Origin of the sequence: Pseudoalteromonas sp. NEC-BIFX-2020_015, assembly GCF_012952265.1 — a bacterium.
Classification (GTDB): Bacteria; Pseudomonadota; Gammaproteobacteria; order Enterobacterales; family Alteromonadaceae; genus Pseudoalteromonas; species Pseudoalteromonas neustonica.
The window spans coordinates 88,683-111,231 of the sequence record NZ_JABCJL010000004.1 but is presented as its reverse complement, the minus strand read 5'-3'; the positions used below and the strand labels follow the sequence as shown (position 1 = coordinate 111,231).

16 protein-coding genes and 1 tRNA gene are annotated in these 22,549 nt (G+C 41.2%); 9 read left to right on the top strand and 8 right to left on the bottom strand.

What is annotated here, in order from left to right:
* Window positions 1–259 precede the first annotated feature (259 nt).
* From HH219_RS04560 to HH219_RS04545, 4 genes are read right to left on the bottom strand one after another with little or no spacing between them, the layout of a single operon-like run.
* Window positions 260–2,695 (bottom strand): ABC transporter permease, encoded by a 2,436-nt coding sequence (locus HH219_RS04560; RefSeq protein ID WP_169326762.1) that lies wholly within the window; start codon window positions 2,693–2,695, stop codon window positions 260–262.
* Window positions 2,695–5,145: an ABC transporter permease gene (locus HH219_RS04555; protein WP_169326761.1), complete on the bottom strand. Its 2,451-nt coding sequence runs from the start codon at window positions 5,143–5,145 to the stop codon at window positions 2,695–2,697. Before HH219_RS04555 ends, HH219_RS04560 begins: the two co-directional genes overlap by 1 nt.
* A 26-nt stretch (window positions 5,146–5,171) precedes the next feature.
* Window positions 5,172–5,909 carry an ABC transporter ATP-binding protein gene (locus HH219_RS04550; protein ID WP_169326760.1) on the bottom strand — a complete coding sequence of 246 codons (738 nt, stop codon included), beginning with the start codon at window positions 5,907–5,909 and terminating at the stop codon, window positions 5,172–5,174.
* Window positions 5,910–5,926: 17 nt separating this feature from the next.
* Window positions 5,927–7,177, bottom strand: a complete 1,251-nt coding sequence (locus HH219_RS04545) for an HlyD family efflux transporter periplasmic adaptor subunit (protein WP_169326759.1) — start codon at window positions 7,175–7,177, stop codon at window positions 5,927–5,929.
* Between the two features lie 345 nt (window positions 7,178–7,522).
* Here HH219_RS04545 and HH219_RS04540 point away from each other — a divergent pair, with 345 nt between their 5' ends.
* Complete coding sequence (locus HH219_RS04540; protein WP_169326758.1) at window positions 7,523–8,884, top strand: sigma-54 dependent transcriptional regulator; 1,362 nt, start codon at window positions 7,523–7,525, stop codon at window positions 8,882–8,884.
* Window positions 8,881–10,191: an ATP-binding protein gene (locus tag HH219_RS04535; protein ID WP_249118450.1), complete on the top strand. Its 1,311-nt coding sequence runs from the start codon at window positions 8,881–8,883 to the stop codon at window positions 10,189–10,191. Before HH219_RS04540 ends, HH219_RS04535 begins: the two co-directional genes overlap by 4 nt.
* Window positions 10,192–10,272: 81 nt before the next feature.
* Here the strand turns inward: HH219_RS04535 and HH219_RS04530 are convergent, their stop codons facing one another.
* Window positions 10,273–11,154 (bottom strand): LysR family transcriptional regulator, encoded by an 882-nt coding sequence (locus tag HH219_RS04530; protein ID WP_169326757.1) that lies wholly within the window; start codon window positions 11,152–11,154, stop codon window positions 10,273–10,275.
* A 187-nt stretch (window positions 11,155–11,341) separates the two neighbouring features.
* Between HH219_RS04530 and HH219_RS04525 the strand changes: the two genes are divergently transcribed.
* Together HH219_RS04525 and HH219_RS04520 are read left to right on the top strand one after the other, a co-directional pair.
* On the top strand, window positions 11,342–11,950 hold the full coding sequence (locus HH219_RS04525) for a glutathione S-transferase family protein (RefSeq protein ID WP_169326756.1): 609 nt from the start codon (window positions 11,342–11,344) through the stop codon (window positions 11,948–11,950).
* A 203-nt stretch (window positions 11,951–12,153) separates the two neighbouring features.
* On the top strand, window positions 12,154–13,377 hold the full coding sequence (locus HH219_RS04520; protein ID WP_169326755.1) for a benzoate/H(+) symporter BenE family transporter: 1,224 nt from the start codon (window positions 12,154–12,156) through the stop codon (window positions 13,375–13,377).
* Between the two features lie 111 nt (window positions 13,378–13,488).
* Here HH219_RS04520 and HH219_RS04515 read toward each other — a convergent pair.
* Window positions 13,489–13,573, bottom strand: a tRNA-Leu gene (locus HH219_RS04515).
* Between the two features lie 272 nt (window positions 13,574–13,845).
* Here HH219_RS04515 and HH219_RS04510 point away from each other — a divergent pair.
* The gene (locus HH219_RS04510; RefSeq protein WP_169326754.1) at window positions 13,846–14,340 is read left to right on the top strand and encodes an RDD family protein; all 495 of its coding nucleotides are present in this window, start codon (window positions 13,846–13,848) and stop codon (window positions 14,338–14,340) included.
* 47 nt (window positions 14,341–14,387) lie between these two features.
* Here HH219_RS04510 and lptG read toward each other — a convergent pair whose 3' ends face one another.
* Both lptG and lptF read right to left on the bottom strand, forming a co-directional pair.
* Window positions 14,388–15,458, bottom strand: coding sequence for an LPS export ABC transporter permease LptG (gene lptG, locus HH219_RS04505; protein ID WP_169326753.1), 1,071 nt, complete (start codon window positions 15,456–15,458; stop codon window positions 14,388–14,390).
* A complete protein-coding gene (gene lptF, locus HH219_RS04500; protein ID WP_169326752.1) occupies window positions 15,455–16,567 on the bottom strand; it encodes an LPS export ABC transporter permease LptF in 1,113 nt (370 codons plus the stop codon). The genes lptG and lptF overlap by 4 nt, the downstream gene beginning before the upstream one ends.
* Window positions 16,568–16,839: 272 nt before the next feature.
* On the opposite strand from lptF, the gene pepA reads away from it, so the two are divergent.
* The 4 genes from pepA to HH219_RS04480 all read left to right on the top strand — a co-directional run bounded on the left by pepA (window position 16,840) and on the right by HH219_RS04480 (window position 22,442).
* Window positions 16,840–18,351 carry a leucyl aminopeptidase gene (gene pepA, locus HH219_RS04495; protein WP_054203168.1) on the top strand — a complete coding sequence of 504 codons (1,512 nt, stop codon included), beginning with the start codon at window positions 16,840–16,842 and terminating at the stop codon, window positions 18,349–18,351.
* Between the two features lie 168 nt (window positions 18,352–18,519).
* The gene (locus HH219_RS04490; RefSeq protein ID WP_054203167.1) at window positions 18,520–18,966 is read left to right on the top strand and encodes a DNA polymerase III subunit chi; all 447 of its coding nucleotides are present in this window, start codon (window positions 18,520–18,522) and stop codon (window positions 18,964–18,966) included.
* A 59-nt stretch (window positions 18,967–19,025) separates the two neighbouring features.
* Complete coding sequence (locus tag HH219_RS04485) at window positions 19,026–21,881, top strand: valine--tRNA ligase (protein ID WP_169326751.1); 2,856 nt, start codon at window positions 19,026–19,028, stop codon at window positions 21,879–21,881.
* A gap of 117 nt (window positions 21,882–21,998) precedes the next feature.
* A complete protein-coding gene (locus HH219_RS04480) occupies window positions 21,999–22,442 on the top strand; it encodes a hypothetical protein (protein ID WP_054454511.1) in 444 nt (147 codons plus the stop codon).
* Window positions 22,443–22,549 lie beyond the last annotated feature (107 nt).

The following is a 22,549-nucleotide window of genomic DNA, read 5'->3' as shown; positions in this document are numbered from 1 at the left end:
ATGGTTTGAGGTATGAAGTTAAGTCGCTCATTTCAAGAAAAAGAGGGGCAGATCACTTGCCCCTTTGTTTAGTTACTTTGATAGTTTGTTGTGAATTTCGTTGGGTTTAGTGGTACTCAACTCAACCTATGCGGATGCTTTGAATAGTAATATTTTAGGGTGCGACGTATTTTAAAAAACAAAAAAGGCAGGTTCACTTTACCTGCCTTTTTATGACTACCCTTTTATTTGTTACTCTTTTATTTGTTGAGCAGCTACATTACTCAGCTCGCCCTTGCACACCGTAAATTGCAGGGCGTTTTAGCTGGGCATTTAAAGGTAAGTAACACGCTAGTGCACCGAGGCTAATTACAAACAATAACGTCATAAATAACATACCAAACTGTATAATTTGTGGTATGCCACCAGCAATGAATTGCAATGGTTGCTGTAAGGTCAGCAGTAACGTAATACTCAGTATTATGCCCGCTATTATTGCGCTGCCATTTTGCTTAAATACCAACAAAAACAATGCCAGTGGCTTTGCGCCAATACATAAATGAATGCCTATTTCAGCGCGGCGTAACAATACCGAGTAACGCATAATGCCTATCAAACCAATGCTGGTTAGGGCAATGGTTGCTGCGATAATCATCAGCGTTGTGGCCGATACCACATAATGGCGAAACAGTGCCGTGTCGCGCTGTGCATTTAACGGCTCTAACTGATGCACCGACAACCCTGAGTTGCTATTTTGCAATAACGTATTAAGCGTATTTTTTGTTAATTGCTGGCCCTGCTTAAGCGCTACAATAAATGAACGATAGCCTTTACGTGCTAAAAACGCTTTTGGTTGTGCCTTGCTTTGCCCTGGAATGGGCATTGCTTTGACTATGCCTATAATTGTCAGGTCATTCTCGCGCCCTGAAGTCATATCAAAACTTAGCCGCTTGCCTAACGCATTGCCATCTGGCGATAGCTGCTTTGCAAACACATCATTAATAATAATGACCTTTGTATTGCTTTTAGTATCCTCGTTTGTAAAACCTCGCCCCTGTAACACGGGTTGTTTAAGTAATGAAAAATACTGTGCATCAACTGATTTACCATAGGGTAATACGCTTTGATTGCTTGCCACCTCAACCAATGACCAGGTAATTAAATTATCGTTAATCGGTGATGAAGAACGACTTACTTGCCTAACCTCGGGCAATAAAGCAATCTCGTTAGCTACTTGATTTAATAATTGATTTGCTTGGTTTCTATCTGCCGCTACATGGCTTGCTAAATTAACCTCTAGACTGATTAGTTGATCAAGTGGCACTGTAAAAGCATCGTCAATATTGGTTTGATTCACGTTAAAGACTAAAAAATTAATAAATAATAATGTACACGCCACCGCTACTTGAAAGGCGACCAAGCCTTGCCATACGCGCTTACCTACCTGCACTGCTGTACCTTTACCTGCTGATTTTAAACCGCCAATTAATTGTTGATAATTTATAATTCGCGTACATAAAAAGGCGAACAGCGTGGTTAATATTAAACCGCTAAACAGTGTGATAAGAAATGATACTGCGTTGATAGAAAGTTCATTAGCGCGCGGTAATATTGCCATGGCAAAATCGCTTATAGTTGCTAAAAAAACCGCCGCGAGCGCAAGCCCAATGCTACTTGCCAAAGCGATGAGTAAGGCAACCTCTAGCCAAAATTGCTTAAACAAAGTAAGCCGTGTTGCACCCAGTGCCGCACTCAGTGCTAATGTATGTTTGCGCGCTGCGGTTCGTACTATAAACACATTACTAATATTTACGCAGGCAATAATAACCAAACCAGCTACGGCTAAAATAAGCCAATAAATATTTTGTGGCGTTTCTTTTAAAATCACTGTTTGCAAGGTGTTTAGCTCAAGCTCGATATGCCAACCTGCAAAAAATGCTTCTGTATCAATATGCTGCTGCCATACGTTATCCACATACTGCGATAACGTTTTACTTGCCTGCTCAAGGCTTATATTACTTGGTAATTTGGCTACAAAATGACTGCGCGAATAACGGTTCCACCAAAACGGCTTAGCTTCTGCTGAGGTTAAATTGTAATCCCACGGGAGCCACACAGCGGTGGTTTGCCCCGTTTTGATCAGTGCAGGCGATTTAAAATCAGCCGCTGCCACACCTATAATTTTAAACTGCTGAGCACCTACGCTCAGTGTTTGGCCTATTATATTATCTTTGCCGGCAAAGTCATTTTGCCAAGTTTGATAGCTTATAACTGCAACGGGGTTAAAGCTATCAAGGGCTTCGGTTTGCGTAAAACCACGCCCTAAATGCAGCTTAATGGCGAACATATCAAACCACTGCGGGGTAACAAATGAGGTGTTTACTATGGGTAAGCCCGCCACATCATCTAAGCGTTGTTCTGCGTAATACACCAATGCCACTTGCTCAAAAAGATGATGATTTTTATATAAATCAATTAGTGCTGGGTAATTAAAAGCGCGGGTATTGAGCGTGCCTGTTTGGTCAATTTGAGCGTATTCAGCTTTGACTAAACGCGCTTGGTCAGGATACGGTAGCGGTTTTAACAGCATAATATAAGCCAGTGTGAGTACGGTAATTAATGCAGCTAACACTACACTTAATGTTGTAATGACACTTAGGCTATAAACTCGATGATTAATTAAATTAGCAACGGCACTTTTAAGGTTGTAGCTCATTATTGTGCCCCCGTTAGTAATTGATTAACCGGCTTAGTGACGTATTTTTGCATTACCAGCACAATAGTCATAAAAGTTAGTAAGGTAATAACCAGTAAAGTAAACCCGCCTAAAGCAGCACTTAATGGGTTTGCTAACGAGGCTGTGGTTAAGTTAAAAATTCCTATTTTTGTAAACACAATAGCTAACACAATGGTAAAGGCACTCACAAAGCCAAACAGCAGGTACTTGGCATGATCAAACAGCATTAATAGCACAACCTGATAAGGCTTAGCACCTATAGCCATTCGCGTAGCAATTTCAGTAAGCCGTATTTGTAAGCTAATACTTAGCACACCATACAAACCAATTGCGGCAATAAACAATGCGCTTACGGCGGTGCTAATTGCACCATAGAGTGCGAGCTTGCTATGGCTAAGCTGCTGCGCATGTTGCTGTTCAAGGCTTATAAATTCACTAATTGCTAAGCGGCTATCAATGTTATTAAGCACACTTAATAGCTGTTGCCTTGTTATTGTTTGTTCGGTATTTGTTTGTCCTGCTTTCGTTTTAATTAAAAAATTAAGTGCCCCAGGGTTTGAGGCTTGATACATTACAAATCGCTCGCCATCAATGTTAGGTAAGTGTTTGTCTGCAACCACGCCAATCACTGTAAACTCACGCTGTGTTGGTGTAATACGCGTGCCTACGGCGTTGCCTTCTGGACTTAGATAATGAGCAAACGATTGATTTATAACAATGCCTGAATCGCCGTCTATTAGCTCTTGGTGATTAAAGTTGCGCCCAGAAAGCAGTGGTAAATCAAGTAATGAAAAGCTGTGTTCGTCGGCTAGATTTATAAAGCTGGTGTATCGCTCTTGGCGTTTTACATCGTTTATTGGCCAGCCCCAATGGTGTGCAAATGGCGAGCGCGCCCGCGATACGGCCTCAACACCCGCCAGGCTACTGAGTGCGTTAACGGTTGCTTGTACAAACTCTTTACTTTGCTCGCGGCTTATTGGCTGCGCGCCTACGGCTTCTACTGATAAGCTATAACGATCAGCCACAGCAAAACCCAGTGGTTGATTTACTTTTTTAAGCGCGTCGTTTATTACCAGTGTTGACGCAAACATCAGCACGCTGGCAAAAGTGATCTGTAAAACAATAAATACTTGGCGTTTGACGTTGTTAATTTGACTACTTTGCCCTTTTCCTGAGCCACTCAATTGTGATTGAAGTTGCCCATAATTTAAATGTGGCGTACTCACCTTTGCTAAAATAGCACCCGCAAACACCACAAATAATACAACTGTAAAATAAGAAACCCAGCCGAGCGCAAGCTCATTCACTCTTGGTAAAAACTCGCCAAACTGTGCTTTTATCAGCATTAACGCTAATTGTGCAAATACTAACGCCAAGCAACTAGCAATGATCAACAAAGTCACAATATCCACTAAGTTACGCATATAAATATGCTGTGTTTTTGCCCCAACAACATGATGAATAGCAATGGTGTGACTTTGCAGCTGATATTTAGCTAACAATAAATTAGCTACGTTTGTTAAGGCAATCAGTAGTAAACCCACTGACGCTGCAATAAGCACCTGTAAAATAGTTTTACTGTCGCCTAAAATAACTGTGTGTAATGGCGTTACTTGCATATTAAGCTGCCAACCTTTTAAAAAGGCACGCTCGGTCACTTGTGGCAGCCATAGTTGATTAGCGCGCTGTGCAAGCTTTAAAGCAAGTTGTGCAGGGTCAATATTAGTGTTTAATTTAGCTAGCATAGCTATCATTGGGCTGATACCAGCCCAGCTCTGCGTTTGATCTTTACGTGGGTTATAACTAAACGGCAGCCATACCTCTCGTGTTTGTGAAGGTCGGTGCATTTGCGGTTCATGAGCAAACTCGTCAAGTACACCGCTGACACTAAAATGGCTCCCTCCAACGGTTAAGGTTTTGCCTATCACGTCGGTATTTGCAGCAAAATGTTGCTGCCAAAACTGATAACTAATCACCGCTTGAGGCAGTTGTTGATCTAAAGCGGTCGTGTCATTAATTAGGCTTAAAGGGCTCCCTAGGTGCATTTTCCAACCGAGTAAGTCAAACCACTGCGGGGTAACATAACTCACAAAAACTTTAGGCTGGTTTGGCAACGAGCTAATAATAGCCTCGTCATAATAATTAAGGGCTGCCACACCAAACTCACTTTGATTATTATAAACATCAAGTACACCTGGGTAAGTGAATGCACTATTATCAATTGCGCCATTTTGCTTTATTTGTTGTTGTTCTATTTTATAAAGTGACGACTGATCTGGGTACGGTAATGGCTTTAAAATAACGTTATACGCCAAAGTAATAACACAAATAAGTACCGCAAGTGTTAAGCCTACCGTTAATACAAAACTGGTATTTAACAGTGGTTTTTGTTTTAGGTTTTGCCACGCTGTTTGCAAAAAGTATTGCATAAAGTTCTCACTAAATTAGCTGTTTATTATGCGCTTAACGCCTCATTGGTATTTACTGCACCGAGCATTTCGCCATCTAATAACTTTAATTGCCTAGTGGCCATATCGCCGTAACGCGGGTCATGTGTGACCATACAAATAGTGGTACCTGCAGCGTTTAGCTCACTGAGAACTTGCATTACTTGGTCGCCCGATTTTGAATCTAAATTACCCGTTGGCTCATCCACTAACAGGATTGCGGGTTGAACCACCAACGCCCGCGCAATCGCCACGCGTTGTTGCTGACCGCCCGATAACTGGTTCGGTTTATGGCTCATACGATGCCCCAGCCCTACTTTTTCAAGGCACACTTTTACTTTTTCAGCAATTACTTGCTTACTCGGCTTAGACTGATGATAACGCAATGGCAACGCTACGTTGTCAAACACGCTTAGCTCGTCAATTAAATTAAATGATTGAAAAATAAATCCTATTTTTGCATTACGAATTTCAGCCGCTTGATTAAGCGAAAGCGCCGACACATTTTTCCCTTCAATTAAATACTCGCCGCTGGTTGGCATATCAAGTAGGCCCAATAGTGAAAGTAATGTTGATTTACCACAGCCAGATGGTCCCGATATCGACAAATATTCACCACGATAAATACACAAATCAATACTGCGCAGTGCGTAGGTTTGTAGTTCTTGGGTTTCAAATACCTTACTAATGCCCTTCATTGCTAATACGACATCGGCTTGGGGGTGCGTTATTTTTTGCTCTGTCATTATTTTCATCCTGTTCATTAGTTAATTAAGATTTCGCTATTGCTGCGAGTAAGGTTGGTTAAATCTGAAATAATTAGTTGTTGTTCTAACTTTGCGCCATTAAGTATCTCGATAAAGCGCCCAGCTTCGCGGCCAAATTTTATATTAACCAAGCGTGCGCTTTGTTGCTGTGCGTTTACCTGATACAGCGCTGTTTCAGTGTGCGGTTTTACATTTGCTGGGCGCTCAATATAAGTCACGTTTTTGAGCTGCGCGACATTAATGTTGGCATCGACTGTTAATTGCGGCCTGACATTTTCAGGAAGTTCTTTAGGCAGAGATAATTCTACCTCTACTGTATTGTTGATCACCACCGGGCTTATACGTGCTACCTTTGCCGTTACTATACCGCGGCGTGTATCTACTTCTGCTAGCTGCCCTAATCGAATATCATCCACTTGATTTTGTGGTACTTGAATAATCGCAATGAGTGAATCAACCGAGCCGATAAGCGCAATTTCTTGCCCTGCGTTTACACTTTGCCCAAGCTCTACTGGTAAGCGCTGTAATACGCCATTCATCCCAGCCACCACAGATAAGTTAGCCAATTGTGTTTGTGCCATACCCACTAAACCTTGTTGCTGCTTTATTTGCTCAAGCTGAATTTTTTCAGATTCTATATGCACGGCTTTTAGTTGCTCAGCACGCTGCTTGGCTATCACTAATTGCTGGCTCAGTTGTTGCTCGTCTAGCACGCTGCGTTGATAATTAAGCGTTGAAACAATACCCTGCTCAACTAAACTTGTTTCAGCTTTTAATTGTAATTTAGCATTTTCGTAAGCGGCATGGCTTTGTGCTACATGAGAGCGTTCATTTAAAAGTTCGCGGGTATTATTTAACCTTAACTGGCGTAAATTAGCGTTGAGTTTATTAAGCTCTTGTTGGGCGCTTTCAAGTTGCTGCTCAAGTGTTGGATTGGCTAATTGCACTATTACCGAGTCACTGGTCACAATTGCACCGGGCTTTAATAAAATAGCCTGTACTGTGGCGGGTGTTTTTGCCGTTAGCAATTGCTGCTGCGCTGATTTAAGCTCGCCATAACCTGTAACTGTAACCGCAAGCGCGCCTTGACGTACATTAGCGACAATTATATTACTGCGCGCCACAGACACCCCTACTTGGCTACTGCGCTGATAAATCACTCCTGCAATTAAAATAATAGCCAGTAGTAAAATTAACTTATGCCAAAGCGATAACTGCTTTACTACTTTTGTTTTTGCTATGTCCATATTTCACCGCGTTATGCTTTGTATGTTTAAGCTATTGCGAAACACATGCCAACATTAAAATCTAATAAATACATAGCATTATAAATTTACATTATTTAAAAACCCTTATAGAGCTGCGATACCGGACTACCCAGTACCAGTTTGAAACTGGCTATGATCTAGCGCTTTCAATATGCTCAAAACAGCAACCCCAAAACCGGACTCAAATAGTCCATAATCGGACTAAAACACATGATGAAATAAAACCTAAGTAACTAACAAGCTGAAATACAAAAATAAAATCACTGGCATAGAAATCGCTATACGCTACAATCATCCTGCGCTTATTCACCTATTTGGAAGTTTATGTCTGCCACTATTTTGATCATCGAAGATAGCCCTGAAATCCGCCTAAGCGCGCGCTTTATTTTAGAAGATAACGGCTATCAGGTGCTCGAATGCGACTCGCCTTTTACAGCACACACACTAATTGAAGACAGCCAAGCGATTGACCTTATTTTGCTTGATATGAATTTTACCCGCGACACCACTTCAGGTAACGAAGGCATGGCGTTTTTAAAGCACTTACATAAACAACAATTAGATATTCCCGTCATTGCAATGACTGCGTGGTCGAGCGTTGATCTGGCGGTGCGCGCTATGCAACTAGGTGCATGTGATTTTATTGAAAAACCATGGCAAAACCAGCGTTTATTAAAATTGCTCGATCAGCAACTCACGCTTAAAAAGTTAAATAAACAAAACCAAAAATTGCAGCAACAGCTTAACGATCATACCTCGCCTACATTTGTGTATCAGTCACACGCGATGCAACAGCTGATAAGCCAGTTAGCTAAAGTAGCTAAAACCGATGCCAACATTTTACTAACCGGTGAAAATGGCACGGGTAAAAGCCAATTAGCACAATGGCTTCATCAGCAGTCTACGCGCCATACACAACCATTTATTGCGGTGAATATGGGGGCTATTGTTGAATCGTTATTTGAAAGCGAAATGTTTGGTCATAAGAAAGGCGCGTTTACTGATGCTAAAAATGAACGCATTGGCCGCTTTGAACTGGCCGATAACGGCAGTTTATTTTTAGACGAAATAGCCAATATACCGCTACCACAACAAGCAAAGTTATTGCGGGTACTCGAAAGCCAAGAGTTTGAGATGGTTGGCGCGAGTCAAACTAAAAAAACCAATGTACGCTTGATCAGCGCCACCAATGGCGATATTGCCACACTGATAAATCAAGGCCAGTTTAGAGAAGATTTATACTACCGGGTAAACACGTTGGAGTTTGTTATACCACCACTGCGTGAACGAATAGAAGATATAGTACCTTTATGCGAGCATTTTATAAATTTACACGCTAAAAAATACTCAAGCGCCGTGCTTACCCTAAGCGAATGCGCTAAACAGGCATTGAATCACTATCCTTGGCCAGGTAATGTACGCGAACTAAGCCATGTAATTGAACGGGCAATATTACTAGCAGCAACCGATACATTGACCGCCAATGACTTAAATTTACAAAGCAATCAAAGCAGTAACACATTACCACTAATGACACTAGAGCACGCTGAGCGCCAACTAATTAATTTAGCGCTAAAACAAACTCAGGGGCATATTCCTAACGCCGCAAAATTATTAGGTTTAGGCAAATCATCTATGTATCGTCGCCTTGAGAAATACGGTATCGCTGGATGGCAAAAGGCATGACAAAAGGCATGACAAACGGTATAAAAATAAATAGCCTTTATCACTCATCGCTTGAACGCAGCTTAATTGGCTTTGCACTGTTAAGTGGCACTTTAGCGGCGTTGGGTTGCTATTTTATTGGCCAATATTTTGCTTTACCTGTTATTACTTCTGCCGTTATTTCAAGTCTATTTTTAGCTATTTACCTTAAACTGTTTACTCGTACCTACAAAAAAGTGATCAACAGCTTTAACCGCAATCACGCCCACTTAGATGCCATTTTAAACGAAGATTACAACCAACTCGTTAAGCCCAGCTATCAGGCAGGGAGTATTCACCAATTACAACAAAGCTTGATCGATTTAAGTGAAGAGTTATTTAAAAAGAAGTCGCGCTACGATCAGCATGTGTTTTTGGTGTATCAATTAATTGAGCATTTTAATGTGCCGATCATGGTGCTCGATCAACACAATAAACTCAGCTATGCCAATAATGCGTTTAGTGAATTTAAACAGACACAATGGCAAACCTTACGCTACACCAGCGCAGAACAATTAGGGCTTACAAAACAAGGCGCACATTGGCAATTTAGCGATGTTATTACAGCCCAGCAATGGCAAATACGTCACAGTGAATTTATAGAGCAAGGCAGCTGTCATCAGCTTATTGTTATGATCGACATCACCTCAGCCCTTCGCGAAAACCAACTGCAAGCATGGCAGCAAATTATTCGCGTACTCGGTCACGAAATTCGCAACTCACTCACCCCTGTTACTGCTATGGCTGAAAATCTCGCCGTGAAGCTCACCGAGCCACGCCAAGTACAAGCGCTTAATGTAATAAGTGAGCGCTGTAATTATCTTAATGAGTTTGTCACCCGCTATGGCGATATTAATAAACCACTGACGCTCAATATAGTTGAAATAGACACGGCTGCATTTTTAAAACAAGTATGTGCTATTTATCCTGATGTTAAATTTAGCTGCGTGACTAACGCCACAACCTTTAAGGCCGACCGCACGTTTATTCACCAAGTGATGATCAACCTAGTAAAAAATGCCATCGAAGCAAGCATCCCGCCCATAAAAATAGCACTAGGCGTGCATAATCAAGGCAAAGTAAACTGCATCACCATTGATGATAACGGCCAAGGGCTCGCCAACCCAGACAACATATTCGTGCCATTTTACACTACTAAACAACAGGGCCAAGGCATCGGCCTCAGCTTTTGCCGTAACGTAATAGAGCAACATCACGGTAGCTTGAGTTTAATAAACAAGAACAAAACCCAAGGCGTTCTTGCTACTGTATTGCTGCCTAATGAGTAGTAGTTAAAAAGATAACTACACCTCACCTAAAATTAAATTACACTTAATAACATAAGTATCAGGTACGAAAAGTTAAGTAGATTAACCCTGCTTACTGGCAAACCATTGCTCTAAGTATTCTATACATTGTATTAATTTTGCTGGTACAAACTGCCTAGCAGGATATAAAGCATAAAGTGTTAACTTAGATTTTTTTGCATCAGCCAATACTTCAACAATGTCGCCGCTATCGATTGCCGACTGACAAACAAAGTCAGGGATAAACCCAAGCCCTAAACCTCGCTTTATTCCTTCCATCATAAATAAGGTACTGTTGACTCGTAAACGCCCATTCACTGTGATCCCATCCTCAATAGGCCATACATTTTTACCTTGAAAATAACTATAAACAAAACAGTTATGTTGCTGTAGATCTTTAGGTAAAACGATTGCAGGGTTATTATCAAGATAGCTTTGTGCCGCGCATACTTTATATGTAAAGCAAGTCAGTGGCCTGCCAACATAATTAGAGTCGATTGGTGTACTTGATGCACGAAATCCTAAATCAAAACCCTGCTCTACAAGATCAACCTTCTCATCGCCAAGGTGAATATCAAGCTCAATATCCGGATAAGCTTGCATAAAATCTGTGAATAAACTCGCCAAATCAGTAATGCCTAATGCCATAGGGGCATTAATTTTAAGCTTGCCTCGTAAATCTTGCTGCAGTTCTCGTACAAAACTATCTGCGTTATCCAACTTTGAGAGTATGTCGCGCGCTCTTTGTAAATAACCTTCGCCTGCATGAGTAAGCTGTACGTTGCGTGTAGAGCGATGCAATAAACGCGCGCCGAGATTATCTTCTAGCCTAGCAATTTCTTTACTGATCATTGATTTTGATGAATTGGTTTGTTCAGCAACTCGCGTAAAACTGCCTAAATCAGCTAAACGAACAAATAGCTCAATCGCACGTAGTTTATTCATTTTCGCTCCTGTTGAGGTTTTTATTGTGGATATACCCAAGCCACCTCGATTGTTTCCTTCTTGATGACAGTATATCCACATTATAGGTATATATGAAAACCAACTAAACACTTAATATTCATCACTGCTGACATAGATTCTTTAGTCAGCATGAAAGTAATTAATTCAACCAAATTTAGGAAACATTATGTACACACTTTACTATATGCAAGGCGCTTGCTCATTGGCGACTCAAGTTGTATTACATGAATTGGATCAAGAGGTCACTATTATTGATAAAAATAGTCTTGATGACTTTAATACCATAAACCCTGTAGGCACTGTGCCTGTATTAGTGGATGGTGATAATAAACTAACCGAAGGTGCTGCTATAATATTGTACCTGCTTAATAAACATGACAATACCTTGCTTCCAACTAATGCAAACAAACAACAAAAAGCAATAGAAGAGATCCTGTTTGCAAATGCCACCATGCACCCTGCCTATTCAAAGTTATTTTTTATTGAGCAAAACATCAGTGATCAAAAGGCAAAACGTGAAGCATTCGATGCCATTGAAAAAAACATTAACGACCTATGGCAAGTTGTTGAAGACAGTCTTGAAAGTAAAGAAACCTTAAATGGTTACATGCTTTCTGCAGCAGATATTATGTTAGCGGTATACGCTACATGGGGTCAGTACTTTCCTGTAAAACTCATTTTTGGTAAACGCACAACTAAAATGCTTGCGGCAGTTCAGTCAATGCCAAGCTTTTTAAAGGCTGTTCAAGCTGAAAGTATTACATCAGCAACCTAATATTTTTTAAGGCAATTACTTTTGAGTCGTAAAATTTCTAAGGCCTTTAGGGCGAGTTTACCTTTTAGGATTCACATTTGTTCAATTGCGGCGCGAGGCTTATAACCTTGTAACCTCGTGAGCCAAATAAAATAGAGTAAAACGACCATGTCTTACTCTCCTAAGTACTTTAATCCACAAAGCATATGGAGCGCTTTAGTCGCATGAGCAAGCAATTAAGTCTGTTTAAAAATATAGTCCAAGATGTGTCTCTTTCAGCAATAAACGCAGGATTTATTACTGTTTTAGTTGGTTTTACAAGCTCTGTTGTTATTGTATTTCAAGCAGCATACGCGTTAGGGGCAAGCCCTCAACAAATCAGCTCATGGATATTAGCTTTAGGCGTAGGCATGGGAGTTACTGGTATTGCATTATCTATTAGATATAAAACGCCAATAACCACTGCTTGGTCAACATCTGGCGCTGCAATGCTTGTTAGCACGACCTCGACTGTGAATTTAAATGAAGCGATTGGCGCGTTTATTATGACTGGGATTTTAATAAGCCTTAGCGGCTTTAGTGGTTTATTTGAACGTGTAATGAAAAAAATCCCTCTGTCGATTGCTGCTGCAATGCTATCTGGCGTATTAATAAACTTTGGTGTTGATGCATTTTCTGCGATGAAATCCGATCTATTTTTAGTTCTGACAATGTTTATTGTCTTTATTATTACGCAGAAATACAGCCCTCGTTATGCGGTTATTTATACTTTACTTATTGGCTGCATGATTGCTTATCAACAAGGTTTAATTGAACCTGCGGCAATCGAATTTTCAATCACAACACCGGTATTTACTATGCCGGTGTTTAGCTTACAGGCATTCATTGGTATAACTGTGCCACTTTTTGTTGTCACTATGGCTTCGCAAAACCTACCGGGGTTAACTGTACTACGAGCTTCTGATTATAAAGATACTCCCGTTTCCCCACTCATTGCATGGACAGGCGTATCAACTACGTTACTTGCTGCATTTGGTGCATACACCATAAACTTAGCCACCATTACCTCTGCTATTTGTGTAGGCAAGGAAGCACATACAGATCCCAAAAAGCGTTATATCGCAGCGATTGCCGCGGGTTTCTTTTATATAGTAACGGGCCTATTTGGGACTGCTGTTGTTCAGGCATTTACCTTATTCCCTCAATCGCTAATTTTAGCCATTGCAGGGCTGGCATTAATAGGCACAATAGGTAATGCGTTAGCATCTGCAGTTATTGATGAACGTAACCGCCAAGCGGCTTTAATAACCTTTTTGATTACCGCTTCTGGTATCTCATTTTTAAGCATCGGCTCTGCCTTTTGGGGAATTATTGCGGGTGCTTTCACTCTGCTTATCAATACGCCTCAGCCTATCGTAGCTATGTTTACCAAGCTTTTAAAAAAGTAACGGTTATTTGCTAAAACTGTCTATAGTGTTTGAAACAACAGACCCTAGGCCGTTTTCACTTTTCTTTAGACATAAAAAAACCCCGACCAATTTGGTCAGGGCTATTAAAAGTGGTACCAGCGGCCGGACTTGAACCGGCACGCCTTTCGGCAGGGGATTTTGAATCCCCCATGTATACCAATTTCATCACGCTGGCATCATTTTTCTTTAACCTTCTAACATGAGAAGATAAAGAAAAACCACTTTAGAGCTAGGACTTATCTAGCCGTCTTCGTCTCTATGCCAAGCATTATACAAACAATAAACACTGCGGCAAGCGTTTTTTACAAAACAACGATCAACCGCTTAACAATTAAGCAACCATTAACATTCAATAAGGCTTGTAACTGTGTTGAGTGTTTGTGTGAGCCTAGTATTTATCAGCCTATTTGCTAAACTAGCGCGCATATTAACTTTGTGAGTGTATTTATGTCTGATGAGTTTCCTCGTGCGGGGTTTTGGCGCCGCTTTGCTTCATTGATTTACGACTCTTTAGTCGTCATTTCATTATCAATGCTTACAGCGATACTCTATTTTGCGGCTATTCAGGCTTTAATTGCATTGGGTGTTATTGCAAAAACTGACGATCCTGCTGCGTTTATACAAGATTCACCGCTTTTGTATGGTATTAGAAGTGCGTTATTTATTGGCGTTAACGTGGTGTTCTTTGCTTATTTTTGGACTAAAAGTGGTCAAACAATTGGGATGCGTGCATGGCGTTTAAAAGTTCAAACACGTGATGGCGCGTTAATAAGTTGGCCACAAGCCGTTATTCGTAGTTTAAGTGCATTACTTGGGCTTGGCACGTTAGTGGTATTAATTGATTTTAAAAATAAACGTGCTCTGCAAGATTACATATCAAAAACAGACATGGTATCGCTAACTAAAGAAGAGAATAAGCGTATTTATCAATCTTTAGATTAAAACTAAGTTACTCAGGAGCTAGGGTTCTAGCTCCTAGCCCCTAACTATCAGTTTCGCTTGTTAAGTAAATACGTCGCAAAGCCAATAAAAATAACGCTTGGTAAGGTGGCGCCAACCACCGCAGGAATTTGATACACCATTACCACGGGGCCAAATATTTCATTTGTTAAGTGAAATACAATACCCGTGACAACGCCCATAACAATTCGTGCGCCCATTGTTACTGTTCTAAGCGGACCAAATATAAATGACAGTGCAACTAATAACATCACCGCAATAGAAACCGGCTGCATGATTTTACGCCATAACGCTAATTCATATGTGCTGGTGTCTTGCTCATTTTGCTCTAAATAACTCAAATAAGACCACAAACCAGTAAACGATAACGACTCAGGTTTTACTGATACTACACCGAGTTTTTCAGCGGTTAATTGTGATTCGTAAAACTCTTCTTTTAGCTGTAGTGTCGTTATTTGCTGCTCGCCAAGCTGCACTTTATTTACATCACGCAGTAGCCAACCATCTTTGCGCCCTACGGCCTGATTAGCTTTTGTTATTTGGGTTAATTGCAATGATTTATCAAAGTGATACATGTTCACGCCATGTAATACGCCATTTTGATCAACATCTTCTATATTAATAAAATTATTGCCATCTTTGGCCCAGACGCCTTGCTGCGCATTAAATACATCTCCACCATAAATCGCTTGGTTACGCATTTCTTTAGCTTTAAGTTGTGCAGCCGGTGCGCCCCACTCACCCAATGCCATCATGCACAGTGCCATAAATATTGCCGTTTTCATCACCGAGACAATAATCTGCAAGCGTGACATACCAGCTGCTTGCATAACCACCAGCTCACTATTCGATGCCAGTGCACCTAAGCCAGTTAAACCACCTATTAATGCGGCCATAGGGAAAAATACCACTAAGTCACCAGGCATGCTGTATAAGGTATATAACAACGCATTGGAAATATCGTAACTACCGCGCCCTACATACTTATTAAGCTGCTCAATGAATTTGATGAGCGTGCTAATACCAACCAGTACCATTAAAGCAAAGCCCGTGGTTTGCAAAATGCTACGGCCTAAGTACCAATCAAGCATTTTCATCATGCGCCTAACTCCCGCTTAGTAACAATTGCTTTGAGCCAAGCACCTAAAGGCCGCCCTTTTATAATCAAAAAGCCACCGATAAATAATGCGGTAAAGTGGATCCACCACAGGCCAATTGATGGCGGTATTTTGCCATCCTCTACTGCAAATTTAGCCGCATTAAGTAAAATAAAATACCCTAAATACAAACTGATTGCTGGCACTAACTTAGCAAACTTTCCTTGGCGAGGGTTTACTACACTTAAAGGAACTGCAAGTAAGGTTAATAACGGAATAGAAAGCGGGATAGCCATGCGCCATTGCCATTGTGCTATTGCTTCTGTGGTATTCATAGCCATCAAATCAATAGTTGGTATGGCTTCTAGTTTGCGGCGTTGGTGTTCGATCTCTTGCCCGCGAATTTGTACGCTATAGCCATCGAATTCAGTTAGGTTGAGAGCCGGCGTTTTTCCATCGGTTTCGTAACGTTTACCATCACTGAGCACCAATTGTTGCTCCCCATTTTCTTGTTCAACCACCACACCGCGCTCTGCATACACTAAACGCGCTAAATTATCTTTTTTACTGTCTGGTAGTTGCGCTACAAATACTTTATTTAATTCTTTGCCACCGTTATCAATGTTGTGAATGAATACAACCGCTTTTTCATTACCCGTTTGCTGAAAACGCCCAGCCCGCAGTGCCGATAAACCCGCATCTGCTTTAGCTTGCTCTTTTAGTTGATATTCTTGCTCACTCGCCCATGGCGCGACATACAATGTGAGTACACCCGCTAATAACGCTAAGACAAAGCTTGAAATTAGCGTAACGCGCACCACATACCATTCGCTTACACCGCACGCTTTAAGTACAGTCATTTCGCTGTCGGCATAAATACGGCTATACGCGAGAATGATCCCTAAAAAGATACTCAAAGGTAAGATTAAAGATGCAAGTTGCGGTAGTTTTAATGCAATCATCGACAACACTAACTTGGCAGGAATTCCACCTTCAGAGGCGTCACTTAAAATATCTACAAACTTTTGCGATAAAAAGATAGTCATTAAGGTTAGGAATACGGCGACCTGTGACTTTAAAACTTCAGTGGTCAAATAACGGAAAATTAGCAATGCTCGCCCCTGTTAAACATCGTGTTTCACTTCAATAGTAAGAAAATGTGAGTAAACTTAGCGTTTTACTTCGTTATTATATGTCATCAACATTAAATATCATACCTAGCAGCTCGATATATTGTTGCTTTAGTGGTATTGATAGCGACAAAAGTATAAAGTTCAAATACACATAATGAGTCAGGCTTTATAAGCTAGTATTAAACCAATAACTAGATTTTTATTTTATTGCCCTTATTAAAGGGAGCTATGACTCAAAATTAGGAGTGACAATGGAATTTAGCGTAAAAAGTGGTAGTCCTGAAAAGCAACGTAGCGCATGTATTGTAGTTGGCGTTTATGAGCCACGTCGCTTATCCCCCATTGGTGAGCAACTCGATAAAATCAGCGATGGTTATATCTCTAATTTATTACGTCGTGGTGACCTTGAAGGTAAACCGGGACAAGTATTGTTATTACATCATGTACCTAACGTATTAAGTGAGCGCATACTACTAGTAGGCTGTGGTAAAGAGCGTGAACTTGATGATAAACAATATAAACAAATTATTTCTAAAACCATTAATACCCTTAACGAAACAGGGTCGATGGAAGCAGTTTGCTTTTTAACAGAGCAACACGTTAAAAGTCGTGATACTTATTGGAAAGTACGCCAAGCCGTAGAAACAACACAAGATTGCCTGTATACGTTTAATCAATTAAAAAGTAAAAAAAGCGACCCTCGTCGCCCACTGCGTAAAATTGTATTTAATGTACCAACCCGTCGTGAGCTCACAATTGGCGAAAGCGCAATTGAACATGGTTTAGCGATTGCAGCAGGTAGTAAGCTTTGTAAAGATGTAGCAAACATGCCACCAAATATCTGTAACCCAGCTTATTTAGGTGAACAAGCACAAGAACTTGCGACTAACTTTGACAATATCACTGTTGATATTATCGGTGAAGAAAAAATGGCTGAGCTAGGTATGAACTCTTACTTAGCCGTTGGCCGTGGTAGCGATAACGAATCGGTCATGTCGATTATTAATTACCAAGGGGGCGCAAAAGAACAAGCCCCTATCGTACTGGTAGGTAAAGGCTTAACCTTTGACTCTGGTGGTATTTCGCTTAAACCAGGCGAAGGCATGGATGAAATGAAATACGACATGGGTGGCGCTGCTGGTGTTATTGGTGCAATGCGCGCATTAGCACAAATGCAGTTACCGATTAACGTTATTGGTGTTTTAGCTGGCTGTGAAAATATGCCAAGTTCAAATGCTTATCGCCCGGGTGATATTTTAACAACTATGTCAGGGCAAACGGTTGAAGTACTTAATACCGATGCTGAAGGGCGTTTAGTGTTATGTGACGCACTGACGTATGTTGAACGCTTTGAACCTGAAACGGTAATTGATGTTGCGACCTTAACCGGTGCCTGTATTGTTGCACTTGGGGCACATGCAACGGGTTTGCTATCAAACCATAACCCGCTTGCTCATGACTTACTTAAAGCATCTGAGCAAAGTGGCGACCGTGCTTGGCAACTACCGCTGTGGGATGACTATCAAGATCAACTTGAAAGCCCATTTGCTGACTTTACCAATTTGGGCGGACGCGCAGCCGGCACAATTACTGCGGCGTGTTTCTTATCTAAATTTACTAAAAAGTATAACTGGGCGCATTTAGATGTAGCCGGTACAGCATGGCGCAGCGGTAAAAATAAAGGGGCGACAGGCCGTCCGGTCCCTATGCTAACGCAATACTTATTAAATCGTGCTGGTGTAAGCGAAGCCGCACAAGATTAATGAGTTAGTTTAATACCAACATTAAAAAAGGCGCTTTTTAGCGCCTTTTTTATTAAGACCTAACGCAGTGTATTAATTGAAGCAAACCCCGTTCTATGGCAAAATCCCTGCTCTGATTTATGTGTACTAACTCGTATAACATGCAATGCAATGGGAAGTCCCGATACTATGAACATGAACGCCCAGTTTTTCGTTCTAAAGCAACAAGATGAATCGCAAGCGAAGGCTGATGATCACTTTAGCTTAGCTGCTGATATTGCAGCTGAACAGTATCGTCTTGGCCAGCGTGTTTTTATTTTTGTAGATAACGCCGATACTGCCCACGCCATTGATGAAACGATTTGGTCATTTGACCCCGACAGTTTTGTGCCACATAACCTTCAAGGTGAAGGCCCAAAAGGTGGTGCGCCAGTTGAAATAGGCACAACCCCACCGGTTGGAAATCGTAAAGTTTTAATAAACTTGGCTGCACACCTTCCGGATTTTATTCGGCGGTTTAACCAAGTTTTTGATTTTGTACCCGTAGAATCTGTAGCTAAACAAGCCGCCCGTGAGCGCTTTAAAAAGCTACGCCAACTCGGTGCAAACATCACCACGCAAGATATAAATCGCTAAGATGCCCAAGGTAAAATAGCAAACCAACTCATTTAAGTACTTATTTAAGGTTCTGTGTAATGGATAAAACCTACAATCCGCAAGATATTGAACAGTCACTCTATCAAGACTGGGAAGAAAAAGGCTACTTTAAGCCATCAGGCAAAGGTGACGCATATTCAATTATGATCCCACCGCCAAATGTCACCGGTAGCTTACACATGGGCCACGCATTCCAAGACACTATAATGGACACCTTAACACGCTATAAGCGCATGCAAGGTAACAACACATTATGGCAAGTAGGTACTGACCACGCCGGTATTGCTACACAAATGCTGGTTGAGCGAAAGCTTGCTGCCGAAGAAGGTAAAACACGCCACGATTTAGGTCGCGAAGCCTTCATCGATAAAATTTGGCAATGGAAAGAGCAATCTGGCGGTACGATCACTAAACAGCTTCGTCGTCTTGGCGCATCGGTTGATTGGGATCGTGAGCGCTTTACAATGGACGATGGTTTATCAGACGCGGTTAAAGAAGTTTTCGTACGTCTTCACAAAGAGAATTTAATCTATCGTGGTAAGCGCCTAGTAAACTGGGATCCAAAGCTTCATACGGCAATTTCTGATCTTGAAGTTGAAAACAAAGACAAAAAAGGCCACATGTGGAACTTACGTTACCCATTGGCTGATGGCGTAAAAACACCAGACGGTAAAGACTACATTGTTGTAGCAACAACACGTCCAGAAACCATGCTAGGTGACTCAGGTGTTGCGGTAAACCCTGATGACGAACGCTACCAAGATTTGATCGGCAAAGATATTTTATTACCGATTGTAAATCGCCGTATTAAAATTGTGGCTGACGAACATGCCGATAAAGACAAAGGCACGGGTTGTGTAAAAATCACACCAGCTCATGACTTTAACGATAATGAAGTAGGTAAGCGTCATCAAATGCCGATGATTAATATCTTCGACAAAGATGCAGCAATTTTAAACCAAGGTGAAACTTACACCTTTGACGGTAAAGAGCTTGAATTTGATGCACCAATTCCTGAGCGCTTACATGGGCTTGATCGTTTCGATGCGCGTAAAGCGATTGTGGCTGAATTTGAAGAACTTGGTCTTCTTGAAAAAATTGAAGATCACGCTTTAACTGTACCTTATGGCGACCGCTCTGGCGTGGTGATTGAGCCATTGCTTACCGATCAATGGTATGTACGTGTTGCACCACTGGCAGAACCTGCAAAAGACGCGGTTAAAAATGGCGACATTAAATTTGTACCACAGCAATATGAGAACATGTATTTCTCATGGATGAACGACGTACAAGATTGGTGTATTTCACGTCAACTTTGGTGGGGCCACCGTATTCCAGCTTGGTATGATAACGAAGGCAATGTATTTGTTGGCCGTGATGAAGCAGAAGTTCGCCGTGAAAATAACATCGCGGATGGCGTTGCACTTCGCCAAGACGACGACGTACTTGATACCTGGTTCTCATCTGCACTGTGGACATTCTCAACCCAAGGCTGGCCTGAAAATACCGATGACTTAAAAACCTTCCATCCGTCTGACGTGTTGGTTACTGGTTTTGACATCATCTTTTTCTGGGTTGCTCGCATGATCATGATGACGATGCACTTTGTTAAAGATGAAAATGGCAAACCACAAGTCCCCTTTAAGACGGTGTATGTAACTGGCCTTATTCGCGATGAAAATGGCGATAAAATGTCAAAATCAAAAGGTAACGTACTAGATCCAATCGATATGATTGACGGCATCGACCTTGAGAGCTTAGTGACTAAACGTACCAGTAACTTGATGCAAGAAAAGGTCGCTGCAAAAATAGAAAAAAACACCCGTAAAACGTTCGATAATGGCATTGAAGCACATGGTACTGATGCTCTGCGCTTTACATTAGCGGCAATGGCTTCAACTGGTCGTGATATCAACTGGGATATGAACCGCCTTGAAGGTTACCGCAACTTCTGTAATAAGTTATGGAACGCCAGCCGTTATGTACTTATGAATACAGAAGAGCAAGACTGTGGTTTTGCAAACGACGCAGCGAAAGAATACTCACTCGCTGATCGTTGGATCTTAGGTCAATTTGAATCAACGATTAAAACGTATACTGAGCACTTAGATAACTACCGTTTTGACTTAGCGGCTAATACGCTTTATGAGTTCACTTGGAACCAATTCTGCGATTGGTATTTAGAACTGACTAAACCGGTATTGTTTAAAGGTAACGAGGCGCAACAACGTGGCACGCGCCATACGCTTATTACCGTGCTTGAAAGCTTGCTACGTTTGATGCACCCAATGATTCCATACATCACTGAAACTATCTGGCAACGTGTTGCACCATTAGCGGGTCTTGAAACAGCTAATACCAGTATAATGGTACAAGCCTTCCCATTATTTAATGACGCAAACGTTGACGCTAAAGCAATGGATGATTTGGAGTGGGTTAAACAATTCATTCTAGCCATTCGTAACATTCGTGGTGAAATGGATATCAGCCCAAGTAAGCCGTTATCAATATTACTAGCTAATGCATCGAATGATGATGTACGTCGTATTGAAGACAATAAATCATTTTTAGCATCACTTGCTAAAATCGAAGAGTTTACTTTGCTTGATAACAAAGACACAGCCCCTGCGTGTGCAACTTCATATGTTGGCAACCTTGAGATCATGATCCCAATGGCCGGCCTAATCGATGTTGAAGCCGAACTTGCACGTATTGCTAAGCAACTTGAAAAAGCTGAAAAAGGCCTAGCCCAAGTGCAAAATAAACTAGCTAACGAAAAGTTTGTTAACAACGCACCAGAAGCTGTTTTAGCTAAAGAAAACGAGAAGCTTGCTGAGTTCTCTGATGCAAAAGCAAAACTGTTGGAGCAAAAAGCTAAAATTGAAAGTTTATAAAATTTCAATTAGCGACTTGAAAACGCGAGCTTTTTAGCTCGCGTTTTTGTTTCCATTTTAAGTCCAACCATCTATACTGCCTGATAAATAATTATAAATCACAGGAACCATCCCAAAATGAAAAAAATCTCTCTCGCTTTAGCCCTACTAGCTATAACCTCAATGTCACAATCAGCACTTGCACAAGGTAAGTTTTCCACTGGAGTCGGGCTCTATGAGTTTGGTGGTCATACCGGTGTTAAATATAGATACTCAATTGATGACACACATAAGTTATCTGCTTCAGCAGGTCTTATAGGTTACTCGTTAGGCTATGAATACACGCTCTCTGAGCATGTTACTGCCGGGCTTGCATTAGGCCAGCAAGTTGTTGTTGCTGAAGATGGTTATCTAGTTGCTAAGTTTAATTATTACTTTCAAGGTGTTGATAGTGCTAGCTGGGTAATAGGTTTAAGCGCAGGCGTAAAAGAAGATGACGGTGATTGCTTTGTTTTTTGTGAAAAAAAAGACACAGATAAAATAGAAGGAACAATGGGCATACACTTAGGTTATCAATTTTAAAAAGGCAGCTAAAACTGCCCTTTCATTTATTTTAACTAAATAGTTAACCAAGCTTCGGATAATACATCCACCTCCAGCTGGAGCTTGGTAAGTACCTTAACCTAAGT

Excerpts from the sequence above, each read along its gene's own strand:
- HH219_RS04525 (WP_169326756.1), top strand. The coding sequence starts at position 11,342 with ATGTACACACTTTACTATATGCAAGGCGCTTGCTCATTGGCGACTCAA.
- HH219_RS04540 (WP_169326758.1), top strand. The coding sequence starts at position 7,523 with ATGTCTGCCACTATTTTGATCATCGAAGATAGCCCTGAAATCCGCCTA.
- HH219_RS04520 (WP_169326755.1), top strand. The coding sequence starts at position 12,154 with ATGAGCAAGCAATTAAGTCTGTTTAAAAATATAGTCCAAGATGTGTCT.
- HH219_RS04555 (WP_169326761.1), bottom strand. The coding sequence starts at position 5,145 with ATGCAATACTTTTTGCAAACAGCGTGGCAAAACCTAAAACAAAAACCA.
- HH219_RS04485 (WP_169326751.1), top strand. The coding sequence starts at position 19,026 with ATGGATAAAACCTACAATCCGCAAGATATTGAACAGTCACTCTATCAA.
- HH219_RS04535 (WP_249118450.1), top strand. The coding sequence starts at position 8,881 with ATGACAAAAGGCATGACAAACGGTATAAAAATAAATAGCCTTTATCAC.
- HH219_RS04510 (WP_169326754.1), top strand. The coding sequence starts at position 13,846 with ATGTCTGATGAGTTTCCTCGTGCGGGGTTTTGGCGCCGCTTTGCTTCA.
- HH219_RS04490 (WP_054203167.1), top strand. The coding sequence starts at position 18,520 with ATGAACATGAACGCCCAGTTTTTCGTTCTAAAGCAACAAGATGAATCG.
- HH219_RS04560 (WP_169326762.1), bottom strand. The coding sequence starts at position 2,695 with ATGAGCTACAACCTTAAAAGTGCCGTTGCTAATTTAATTAATCATCGA.
- HH219_RS04550 (WP_169326760.1), bottom strand. The coding sequence starts at position 5,909 with ATGACAGAGCAAAAAATAACGCACCCCCAAGCCGATGTCGTATTAGCA.
- lptG (WP_169326753.1), bottom strand. The coding sequence starts at position 15,458 with ATGATGAAAATGCTTGATTGGTACTTAGGCCGTAGCATTTTGCAAACC.
- HH219_RS04530 (WP_169326757.1), bottom strand. The coding sequence starts at position 11,154 with ATGAATAAACTACGTGCGATTGAGCTATTTGTTCGTTTAGCTGATTTA.
- pepA (WP_054203168.1), top strand. The coding sequence starts at position 16,840 with ATGGAATTTAGCGTAAAAAGTGGTAGTCCTGAAAAGCAACGTAGCGCA.
- HH219_RS04545 (WP_169326759.1), bottom strand. The coding sequence starts at position 7,177 with ATGGACATAGCAAAAACAAAAGTAGTAAAGCAGTTATCGCTTTGGCAT.
- HH219_RS04480 (WP_054454511.1), top strand. The coding sequence starts at position 21,999 with ATGAAAAAAATCTCTCTCGCTTTAGCCCTACTAGCTATAACCTCAATG.